The organism is Streptomyces sp. NPDC054794 (assembly GCF_053611585.1).
Window position 1 is genome coordinate 1 of sequence record NZ_JBSHAQ010000114.1, and the last position, 10,010, is coordinate 10,010.

General features: G+C 69.9%; 13 protein-coding genes. 8 read left to right on the plus strand and 5 right to left on the minus strand.

Annotation, left to right across the window (positions count from 1 at the left end; translation table 11 throughout):
• Positions 1-225 precede the first annotated feature (225 nt).
• The gene (locus ACWGKT_RS47785; RefSeq protein ID WP_453278705.1) at positions 226-2,697 is read left to right on the plus strand and encodes a SpoIIE family protein phosphatase; all 2,472 of its coding nucleotides are present in this window, start codon (positions 226-228) and stop codon (positions 2,695-2,697) included.
• Between the two features lie 612 nt (positions 2,698-3,309).
• Here the strand turns inward: ACWGKT_RS47785 and ACWGKT_RS47790 are convergent.
• Complete coding sequence (locus ACWGKT_RS47790; RefSeq protein WP_453278706.1) at positions 3,310-3,900, minus strand: TetR/AcrR family transcriptional regulator; 591 nt, start codon at positions 3,898-3,900, stop codon at positions 3,310-3,312.
• A gap of 167 nt (positions 3,901-4,067) precedes the next feature.
• On the opposite strand from ACWGKT_RS47790, the gene ACWGKT_RS47795 reads away from it, so the two are divergent.
• The 3 genes from ACWGKT_RS47795 to ACWGKT_RS47805 all read left to right on the plus strand — a co-directional run bounded on the left by ACWGKT_RS47795 (position 4,068) and on the right by ACWGKT_RS47805 (position 6,990).
• The gene (locus ACWGKT_RS47795; protein ID WP_453278707.1) at positions 4,068-4,697 is read left to right on the plus strand and encodes an isochorismatase family cysteine hydrolase; all 630 of its coding nucleotides are present in this window, start codon (positions 4,068-4,070) and stop codon (positions 4,695-4,697) included.
• Positions 4,694-6,271: an aldehyde dehydrogenase (NADP(+)) gene (locus ACWGKT_RS47800; protein ID WP_453278708.1), complete on the plus strand. Its 1,578-nt coding sequence runs from the start codon at positions 4,694-4,696 to the stop codon at positions 6,269-6,271. Before ACWGKT_RS47795 ends, ACWGKT_RS47800 begins: the two co-directional genes overlap by 4 nt.
• 233 nt (positions 6,272-6,504) lie before the next feature.
• Entirely contained in the window at positions 6,505-6,990 is a 486-nt protein-coding gene (locus ACWGKT_RS47805) for a lipocalin-like domain-containing protein (RefSeq protein WP_453278709.1), read from the plus strand.
• 202 nt (positions 6,991-7,192) lie between these two features.
• Here the strand turns inward: ACWGKT_RS47805 and ACWGKT_RS47810 are convergent, their stop codons facing one another.
• The 3 genes from ACWGKT_RS47810 to ACWGKT_RS47820 form a co-directional block, all read right to left on the minus strand.
• Positions 7,193-7,405, minus strand: a complete 213-nt coding sequence (locus ACWGKT_RS47810) for a hypothetical protein (protein WP_453278710.1) — start codon at positions 7,403-7,405, stop codon at positions 7,193-7,195.
• Positions 7,398-7,523, minus strand: coding sequence for a hypothetical protein (locus ACWGKT_RS47815; protein WP_453278711.1), 126 nt, complete (start codon positions 7,521-7,523; stop codon positions 7,398-7,400). The genes ACWGKT_RS47810 and ACWGKT_RS47815 overlap by 8 nt, the downstream gene beginning before the upstream one ends.
• A 65-nt stretch (positions 7,524-7,588) precedes the next feature.
• Positions 7,589-7,921: a histone-like nucleoid-structuring protein Lsr2 gene (locus ACWGKT_RS47820; RefSeq protein WP_453278712.1), complete on the minus strand. Its 333-nt coding sequence runs from the start codon at positions 7,919-7,921 to the stop codon at positions 7,589-7,591.
• 98 nt (positions 7,922-8,019) lie between these two features.
• Between ACWGKT_RS47820 and ACWGKT_RS47825 the strand changes: the two genes are divergently transcribed.
• The gene (locus ACWGKT_RS47825) at positions 8,020-8,376 is read left to right on the plus strand and encodes a DUF6233 domain-containing protein (protein WP_453278713.1); all 357 of its coding nucleotides are present in this window, start codon (positions 8,020-8,022) and stop codon (positions 8,374-8,376) included.
• On the opposite strand, the gene ACWGKT_RS47830 is transcribed toward ACWGKT_RS47825, so the two are convergent.
• Positions 8,373-8,501 (minus strand): hypothetical protein, encoded by a 129-nt coding sequence (locus ACWGKT_RS47830; protein WP_453278714.1) that lies wholly within the window; start codon positions 8,499-8,501, stop codon positions 8,373-8,375. The two genes, ACWGKT_RS47825 and ACWGKT_RS47830, sit on opposite strands and share 4 nt — an antisense overlap.
• A gap of 228 nt (positions 8,502-8,729) precedes the next feature.
• Between ACWGKT_RS47830 and ACWGKT_RS47835 the strand changes: the two genes are divergently transcribed.
• The 3 genes from ACWGKT_RS47835 to ACWGKT_RS47845 all read left to right on the plus strand — a co-directional run.
• Positions 8,730-8,984, plus strand: a complete 255-nt coding sequence (locus ACWGKT_RS47835) for a hypothetical protein (protein WP_453278717.1) — start codon at positions 8,730-8,732, stop codon at positions 8,982-8,984.
• Positions 8,985-9,139: 155 nt separating this feature from the next.
• The gene (locus ACWGKT_RS47840; RefSeq protein WP_453278715.1) at positions 9,140-9,673 is read left to right on the plus strand and encodes a SigE family RNA polymerase sigma factor; all 534 of its coding nucleotides are present in this window, start codon (positions 9,140-9,142) and stop codon (positions 9,671-9,673) included.
• Positions 9,670-10,010, plus strand: a 341-nt coding sequence (locus ACWGKT_RS47845) for a hypothetical protein (RefSeq protein WP_453278716.1), incomplete at its 3' end; no start/stop codon positions are given. The genes ACWGKT_RS47840 and ACWGKT_RS47845, both read left to right, overlap by 4 nt.

Sequence of the window (10,010 nt, forward strand, 5' to 3'; positions counted from 1 at the left end):
GGGGCGGAGAATCCCCGCCCCCGGCGCACGTCCGCTCCCCGGGTCTGCCGCCCTGGGCGGGCACTTTCTGCCGGGGCCGCGGGGCGGCACGCGTGAGTCCTGGCGCTTGGGGGGGGCGGCAGCACCGCTGGTGGCCGGTGACCGGCGCGCGAGCACAACGGCCGGCCACCCGGCACGCCTCACCACGGGGGACGCAGACGCGGGGGACACAGAAAGGGATGATCGATGGGCAGTTCCATGGAAGCGGTATTCACCGTGGCCCAGACGGCCGTTGAGGCGGCCAGCGCCGGCGCGGCCATAGCCCTGCTGGATGCGGATGAGAGGGTGGTCGGGTGGACGCAGGCCGCCGAGCAGCTTGTCGGCTACGCGCCCGCGGACGTGGTGGGCCGCTCCGCTGCCATCCTGCTGGCGGACGGCGAGGACAGGGCGAAAGTCTCGGCGTTCTTCGAGCAGGGCACCTCCCCCGGCCGCTGGTCCGGCTTCGCGAAGGTCCGTCATCGCGACGGCCACAGGATCGACGTGCGCCTGTGCGTGCAGTCCCTGTCCGGACAGGACGGCCGGGCCCAGTGGGTCGTCTCGGCGAGCGACAAGGCCACACCTCCCTCGTGGGCGGCGCACGGAGCGGCGCATCCCTCGCTGCCGGGGGCGCTGCATCTCCCCAGCCGCCTGCCGGTCGGTGTCGCGATACGCGACACCGAGCTGCGCTGCACCTGGGTGAACGACACCCAGGGCCTCAAGGACGGCATCCCCCTAACCCGGCGGCTGGGGCGCAGGCTGACAGAGGCGGCCCCCGGCGGCGAGGCCGAAACGCTCGAGGCACTGATGCGCCAGGTGCTGCAGAGCGGCGTCCCGACGCTCAACGTGGAATACCGGGCGTTCCTGCCGCCGCAGGCACGCAAGGAACGCACGCTGACAGCCTCCTTCTTCCGCCTCGACGACGCACAGGGCCGTGCCCTGGGCGTGTGCGCCGTGAGCGTGGATGTCACCGACAGCCGACTTGCCCGCGAGCGTCTGGCGATTCTGGGCGAGGCCAGCAAGCGGATCGGAACCACCCTGGACGTCATGCAGACCGGCCAGGAACTGGCCGACCTCGCGGTGCCGCTCCTCGCGGACTACGCCACCGTCGACCTGGCGGAGTCGGTTCCCCTCGGCGAGGGGCCCCTGGCCCGCCTCGGCCAGGGCGGACGCCCCCGCGCGTTCCGCCGCGCGGGCCTGGCCTCGAGCCACCAGGGGGCCCCGGGCTCCCCAATCCCGCGGGGGGAGCCGGTCCCCGTCCCACCGGCGTCGCCCTTCGCCGGCGTCCTGCTCTCTGGAAAGTCCCACTTCGAGCCAGCGCTGGACGCCTCGCCCAGCACCTGGGCGGAGCACCACGATGCGGCGCGGGCTGCGATCCACGACGGCACGGCGCACTCACTGATGGTCGTCCCGATCCACGCGCGCGGTGCCGTGCTGGGCGTGGCGATGTTCGTGCGGACGGCTGACCGTGCGCCGTTCGAGGAGGACGACCTGCTCCTGGCCGAGGAACTGGTCAGTTGGGCCGCGCTGGCCTTGGACAACGCCCGCCAGTACGCGCGCGAACGCTCCGCGGCCCTGGCCCTGCAGCGCCACCTGCTCCCCCACCGCGCAACGGGCGGGTCCGCCGCCGACGTGGCCTGGCGCTACGTGCCGGCCGACAGTCACCACGGCGTCGGGGGCGACTGGTTCGATGTGATTGCGCTGCCTGGCGCCCGGGTGGCCCTGGTCGTCGGAGATGTGGTCGGGCACGGCATCAATGCGGCCGCGACAATGGGTCAGCTCCGCACCGCCGTACACACCCTGGCCAGCATGGACATGCCTCCCGATGAATTGATGGCCCGTCTCGACGAGCAGGTCATCCGCCTCGCCGAGGCCGATGCCGACCCCAGGGACCCGGCCGGGGCAACGATGGCCGCCACGTGCCTGTATGCCGTGTACGACCCGGTGACCCGGCGCTGCACGATCGCGCGGGCCGGCCACACGCCGCCCGCGATCATCGATCCGCACGGAGGCGTCACCTTTCCCGATCTGCCCACCGGAGCGCCGCTCGGCCTCGGACTGGTCCCCTTCGAATCCGTGACACTTCAGTTGCCCGAGCACAGTGTGCTCGCCCTCTACACCGACGGCCTGATCGAGGACCGCAACCACGACATCGACACCGGAATGCACCGCCTGAGCACCGCCCTGGCGCAGCCCGGCCTCCCGCTGGACGAACTCAGCGCGTCGGTGGTGGACACCCTCTCGGCCAGCGCACCGGACGACGACGTCACCCTGCTCCTCGCCCAGACCCGCGCACTCGGCCCGAACCAGGTCGCTTCCTGGGAGCTTCCGGCCGACCCGGCCGTCGTCAGCCGCGCCCGGGCCCTGGCCACCGGGCAACTGGCCCAGTGGGGACTGGATCACCTGTCCCCGTCCACGGAACTGATCGTCAGCGAACTGGTCACCAACGCCATCCAGCACAGCGACGGCACGATCGACCTGCGCCTCATCCGCCACGAGGCGCTGACCTGCGAGGTCTACGACACCAGCACCAGCCACCCGCGCCTGCGCCACCCCCACACGATGGACGAGAACGGCCGCGGCCTCCTCCTCGTCTCACAGCTGTCCCGCAGATGGGGAACCCGCCACACACCGGAGGGAAAACTCATCTGGGCCGAACAGCCACTGACGCCCAGTCCGTGACTGCGCACCCCCACACCCCTTGTGTCAGTCGGGGCGTGACCCATCGCCCCTCGTGAGCGGTGACGAGGCCGTGCGGATGCCGCCCCGTGCCGCCCAGGCGGACGCAACTGTTCCACCCGTCCCGCACCAGAGGATCCCCGTGAAAATCCCAAAAATACTGAACTGCGGCAAAAACGCTGAACCCTGGACTGCCCGCGACCCTCGGACGCAGTGTGCAACTCGCGCCACTCATCTGACGGTTGGCCTGCCTCCACGTGTCCGGCGGTCGAGCCGTCCGCCTGGGCCTGCGTCCGAGCCGCCGCAGGCTCCGGGGCCCGCCGCGAGCCGACAGCCCCAAAGACGGCTGCGGACGACCTGGAAGCCCCGGCCGATGCCGCGGCGCCAGGCCCCTCACACCCTGGGCACGGCCGCTGACGCCGCTTCCGGGCGGCAGACCAGGCACTGCGCCCACGGCCGGCAAGCCGGCCGCGCCGCGACGGCGTCTTGGGCGGGCGCGGACGAGAACCTGGCGGTGGGCCCGCGCACAGCATCGGCCGGAGATCATCCCACCGCGCTGCGCCGGATGCGGCCTGGGTACCTGGCCGGACGGCGACCAATCCGTCCCGGTACACGTCAGGCGGCGTCGGACGGGGCCCCCGACTCGTGCAGCCCGAGCTGGCCGGCAACCGTTTCCAGCAGTTCGTCGGAGAGGTCGGGATCGGCCACGGCCCGGGCCATGAGCGTGGCGCCGACCAAGGCGCTGAGCGTGAGCATCGCCTCGGCGCGGGCCTGCTCGGAGTCGTCGCCGAGGCCGACGATCAGGTCGAGGTAGGCGCGGACCTGTTTCTCGTAGGCCTCTTTGAAGTGCTGGTCGCCGCGTCCGGCAGCGGCACCGAGGGTGACCAGGGCGCAGCCGGTGGCCGGCGCGTCGCGGTGCTGTGGGGCGAGGTAGGCGCCGACGAGGCCGGCACGCGGATCCTGTTCGTTCTTCCGCGCGGCTCTCTCCATTTTCGCCGAGCCCTCGGCCAGGGCCACGGCCGAGGCCTGGGCGATCAGGTCGTCCCGGGAAGCGAAGTGCTTGTAGAAGCCGCCGTGCGTCAGTCCGGCCTCCTTCATGAGGTCGGCGACACCGGGGCGGTTCACGCCCTCGGCGCGGACCTTGCGGGCCGCCACCCGCAGCACCCGCTCACGGGATGCCGCCTTGTCCGCCTGCGAGTGCCCCATGTCGGGCCTCCCTTCGAGGAGCGGCGCATGCCGCCGGACAAATAGATGATTCACATCATACACATGACGCAAAATGCCGCTTCGATCTGCATCTATTTGACTTTCAAGATGATGGAAGCAATCCTCAAATCTGGATGTCGACTGTCATCCAGAATGGAGAAGACACCATGACCGAGACCTACGTCCCCCGCCGCACGGCGGTCCTGCTCGTCGATCCCTACAACGACTTCCTCTCCGAGGGCGGCAAGATCTGGCCGCGCCTGGAGCCCATGGCGGCCGAGACCGGCCTGATCGACCACCTGCGCTCGGTGGTCGCTTCCGCCCGCCAGAGCGGCGTACGCGTGGTGTTCGTCCCGCACCGCCGCTGGGAGCCGGGCGACTACGAGAGCTGGGACCACCCCAATCCCACCCAGCAAAAGATCCAGGAGCGGCACAGCTTCGCCCGCGGCACCTGGGGTGGGGAGTTCCACCCCGACTTCCAGCCGCAGCCCGGCGATGTCGTCGCCCAGGAGCACTGGGCGCAAAGCGGGTTCGCCAACACCGACCTGGACCTCCAGCTCAAGCAGCACGGCATCACCCACGTCGTGGTGATCGGCCTGCTGGCGAACACCTGCATCGAGTCCACCGGCCGGTTCGCCATGGAACTCGGCTACCACGTGACGCTGGTGCGTGACGCCACTGCGGCCTTTCTCCCCGAGGAGATGCACGCCGCGCACGAACTGAACGGCCCCACCTACGCCCACGCCATCGTCACCACGGACGAACTCACCGCCGCATTCAAGGGAGCCCAGGCATGACGCTGACCGGAGAACTACTGATCGCAGCGGCCCACGTGGCCGCCACCGCGGGAACGATGAAGGCGCTCAATCCCGCCACCGGAGAACTCCTCGAGCCCGCATTCGCCTTCGGCGGCCCCGCCGAGGCCGACCGCGCTCTGCGCCTCGCCGACGAGGCCTTCGACAGCTACAGCCACACCTCCCTGGCCGAGCGTGCCGCATTCCTCGACCTCATCGCGGACAAGCTGGAGGCGGTCAAGGACGAACTCGCAGAACGCACCTCGCTGGAGACCGGCCTGCCCGCAGCCCAGTTCGAGGGTGAGACCCTCAGGGCCGCCGCGCACTTCCGCAAGTTCGCCGCCGTCGTCCGTCAGGGCCGGTTCCTCCAGGCGGCCATCGACCCCGCACAGCCGGACCGGCAGCCCGCACCGCGCATGGACCACCGGATGCAGAAGGTGGCCCTGGGCCCCGTGGTGATCTTCGGCGCCAGCAACTTCCCGATCTCCTACTCCGTCGCAGGCGGCGACACCGCCTCCGCTCTGGCCGCTGGCTGCCCCGTTGTCCTCAAGGCGCACAACGCCCATCCCGGTGCCTGCGAGATCCAGGGCCGCGCCATCCAGCAGGCCATCGCCCAAGCGGGACTGCACGAAGGCGTCTTCTCGCTGGTCCGGGGCGCAGGCAACGAGATCGGCGAGGCACTGGTGGAGCACCCCCTGGCGCGGGCGGTCACCTTCACCGGCTCCGAGGGCGGCGGCATGGCCCTCTACCGCCGGGCCCAGCAGCGTCCCGACCCCATCCCCGTGTTCACCGAGATGACCAGCGTCAACCCGACCTTCGTCCTGCCCGCCGCCCTGGCAGCCCGGGGCGCACAGATCGGTGCCGGCCTTGCCCAGTACGCGCAGTACAACGTCGGGCAGGCCTGCCTGAAGCCCGCCATCCTCCTCGCCATCGACGGGCCCGGCTTCACCCAGCTGCGTGACGCGGCGACGGCCGAGGTGGAAAAGACAGCCGCGCGGACCATGCTCACGCCCGGCATTCACGACTCCTACACCCGCAACGTACGGCGGATGGAGGAGGACGGCGCCACCCGGATCGGCGCCGGAGCGGCCCCGGTCCGCGCAGGGGACGGCCAGTCTCTGCTGCACGAGGTCACCGGTGAGCAAGTACTGGCCGAACCGGCCCTGCGTGAGGAGGTCTTCGGCCCGTCCATCCTGCTGGTCCGGCTGACCGACATGCAGCAACTGCACGAGGTGGCCCGCGCCTTCAGGGGACAGCTGTCGGCCACCATGCACGCCGACGCATCCGACCGCGCCGCCGCCGCACAGCTCCTGCCGATCCTGGAGCGCCGCACCGGCCGCATCGTGATCAACGCCTTCTCCATACCGCAAGAGGTCTCCCACGCCTCCGTCCACACAGGCCCCTTCCCGGCCACCTCCGACAGCCGCTTCACCTCCGTCGGCATGAGCGCGATCGAGCGATTCCTGCGGCCCGTCACCTACCAGGGCTTCCCCGACGAACTGCTGCCCGAGCCGCTGCGCGAGGCCAACCCACTGCACCTGTGGCGACTCGTCGACGGCGAACGCACACGCGCCTGACCTCCACAGCCTCCACGCCCCACAGGACCCCTCCGCTCTCCCCTCCCCCAACACACCATGAGCGCGCTGTCCACCGGGCGAGCCCCCGTGCCGCACGCCGTGGTCGGCCGTCACCGAACACCAGCAGGCGCCCAGGCGAGGCCGGCTGTGGCTCGTCCCGTCGCCGTGGGACACCGCACGCACCGGGGCCGGACACCGAAGCCACCGAAGCCACCGATGAAAGGAGCTCATCCATGACAACCAACGACCAAGCGGCGGCACGCAGCGAACGCCATGCCCGCGAAGACCTGCGCAAGAAGCTGACGGGCGTCTGGGAACTCGTGTCGTACACCGCGACAAGCGTCGACGGCCAGATCATCCACCCCCTCGGCCCCAGGCCACACGGGCTGATCATCTACACCCCCCACGGCTACATGTCCGCCCAGCTGAGCCGCGGCGACCGCCCGCACACGGGATCCGATCGTCTCGAGGAAGCCGCGGCAGCCGAACTGGCGCACGCAGCACTGACCTACGTCGCCTACGCCGGTCCCTTCCACGTCGTCGACCCGTCGACCGTCGAGCATCACGTCACGACCAGCCTCTTCCCGAACTGGGTCGGACAACCGCAGGTCAGGACAGTCAGCTTCGAAGACGACGTCCTGAAGCTGAGCCTGCCCACCCCCACCCGCCTCTGGGGCACAGACCGCCCCGCCGAACTCACCTGGCGCAGACCGGGCTGACGCCACCTCCCTCCCCTTTCACGGCTGCGCCGGGAGGCGCATTCACGGTGACCAGGTGCGCGCGTGGGACTGCCCATCGTTCACGCGGGCCTCCCATGGGCGTGCCTGCCCCGGACGCCGGGGGCAATTCCCGGTCCGTGATGATGGCCTGCACACGCGTCACGGGATAAACGCACCCTGACGGCGCGGGTCACGGCCCCGGTCAAGCGTCCGTATCGGCTTGCCATACATCCACCACCCGCTCGCCCTCGGCAGCATGCTCCCGGAGCACGACGGTGGCGCCCGGCAGGCTGCCGTACGAGCCGATCCACGACGCGAACATCCGCTCCGCCGTCGACCGGACATCCCACCAGCCCTGCATGACCGTCCGCCCCTCAGTCGTCAGCGTGAGGTGGTACCGGCCCGGCTCAGCCACGACGTATGCCCTCGGTCCGGTCGACAAGGATCACCGGTGACGCGCCCGCCTGGAACGCCGCGGCCCGCACATCGGCGACGACCTGCTCCACCGTGCCCGGCGCCCGGCCCGGGATCATGCCGAGGGCGGCCAGGAAACAGTGCCGGCACCGGTCCAGCGCTGCCGGGGGCGGTCATTCGCGAGTCAGTGGGAGGCGTCGAACGCGTCTCGGATTTCCTTGGGGACACGACCACGGTCGTTCACCTCATAGCCGTTCTGCCGAGCCCACGCACGAACCTCTTCCGCACTGGGGCCAGCCGCGGCGTCCCTGCGTGCCCGACCTGTCTCCTTCGTCCGGCCTACCTTCCGACCTTTATCGATGAACGGCCGGAGCGCCGCATCCAATTTGTCATAGCTATCCGGGTTGAGGTCGATTTCATAGTTAATGCCGTTCAGGGAAAACCTGTGCGTGCTGACCTCGTCCGACTCCGCACCGGTGAGGTCGTCCGAGTAAACGGTCACAATTTTCTGAGCCATGGCCGGATGCTACCCAGCAGCTTCGGCCGCTCTCGCAGTGCAGTGGATCACTGTCCCTGATGTGGCGGTTGTTCCCCCCTGACCATAGAATCGAACATGTGAACGAGGAAGCGCCGTCGCGGCTCCAGCTGCTCCACTTCGCCCGCCGCGTCATGGTCCAGCAAGCGACGGCAGCCCTCGCCCAACTCGATACCTGGATCGCCGACGAGGAACGGCGGGACGCGGAACGCCGCCGCGGCGGCGAGCAGATGCGCCCGGACCCGCCCGCATGGCTGATCCAGTACGGACTCAACAAACAGAACATCGACGCCGTGCACACCGGCGACTGCTGGGCGGGCGCGAAGAGCGGACGATGCCGCCCGGCCACCCGGCAGCAGGCACTCGACGCGCTGCGCCGGCAGGTAGCCGCATGCATCCACTGCCGCCCGGACACCGCCCTCGGCATCCTGGACTAGGCGCTGCGCGGCCCGCGGCCCGTCGTCTTCTTCGCGGTCGTCTTGCCGGCCGTGCTCTTCTTCGCGGTGGCCTTCGTGGCCGGTGTCTTCTTCGCCGCCTTCTTGGGGACGGTCTTCTGGGGCATTTCGTGGACGTCGGGCCTCGGTGTCCTCGCCACGGGAGGCCTGCGCCTTGGCCACGGATTCCTGCAGCGCGGCCATCAGGTCCACCATCTTGCCCGGTTGGATCTCCGGCTCCGGCACTTGCGGCAGGGGGCTTTTCCTCCCGCTTCGCCTCGATCACCTTCTCCAGTGCCTCGGTGTAGTGGTCGACGAAGTCCGCGCCCTCCAGCCGGTCGGTGGCCATCCGGTCGATGAGCAGCACGGCCTCGTCGACCTCCTCCTGCGACACCTCCACCGCCGGCGGATACAGCTCGGAGGGGTCACGGATCTCGTCGGGCCAGCGCATCGCGTGGAGCACCAGCGCGTTCTCCAGTACGCAGCAGGCTCAGCCGCTCCCGGCCGCTCCAGGTGAACTTCGCGACCGCCACCGGATCAAGATGCTCAAGCGCCAGATGTTCGGCCGAGCCGGCTTCGCAGTCCTTCGCAAGCGAGTCCTGCTCGCCTGATGTTGTCCGTCAATGAGTGATGCAGATCAAGGCTTAGGCACGGAGTTCGCGGCCCCGTGCAACCCTAGGCGGCGCGGGTTCCGTGTAGGGCGTAGGGAGAGGCGGATCTGGGTCTACGTGGGTCCGACGCTTCGATGCGTGAGACGAGGGAGAGCGTGACCGATCATTCCCGCGAGAGCGACTTCCGTTCCTGGGTGCTCGAGCATCGAACGCGCCTGCGGACGACGGCGTTTCTGCTCTGCGGTGACTGGTACCTCGCCGATGACCTCGTCCAGGACGCGCTCGGACGGCTCTACTCCAGGTGGGGCAAGGTGGTGGCAGGCGGCGATCCGCGTGCGTACGTCCGTCGGATCCTGTGCAACCTGCACACCGACTACCGACGTCGACCGGCCAGACGTGAGATCAGCGAGGCGGATGTGGCCTCGTTACACGCGCACCCGCACACCAGTACGGACGAGCGTGACGACGAGCTGATCGCCGCGCTGCTGACGATCCCGGTCGGGCAGCGGACCGTGCTCGTTTTGCGCTTCTTCGAGGATCTGTCCGTCGAGCAGGCCGCGGCCCTGCTCAGGACGAGTCCGGGCAACGTCAAGAGCCAGACGAGCCGCGGCCTGGAGGCTCTGCGCTCCGTGCTCCGGACGCGACCCACCAAGGACGTACGACCGACCAGGATCGAAGGAGCATCGTGAACCCCGACCAGGCGCCGGACGAACTTGCCGCGCGTATCGCGGCTATCAGCATCAGCGCTCCCGCCGACCACATCGATATCGACGAAGCGGTCCACTCAGGGACGAGGCGGCGCCAGCGTCGACGTCTTGCCGTCGCCGGCGTGTTCGCCTGCGTCGTGGCCCTCGCCGGATCGGCGGCCGTCGTAACGCAGGCGGACCACGACAGGAGCGACACCATGGCTACTCCCAGCTTCGGCACCTCAGCCCTGACCGCCGAAGGCCTCGGCGGGCGGTGGATCGCCATCCGGATCGACGGTCGTGACGTCGCGTCGTGGCGCGACGTCAGCGGCATTCCGGC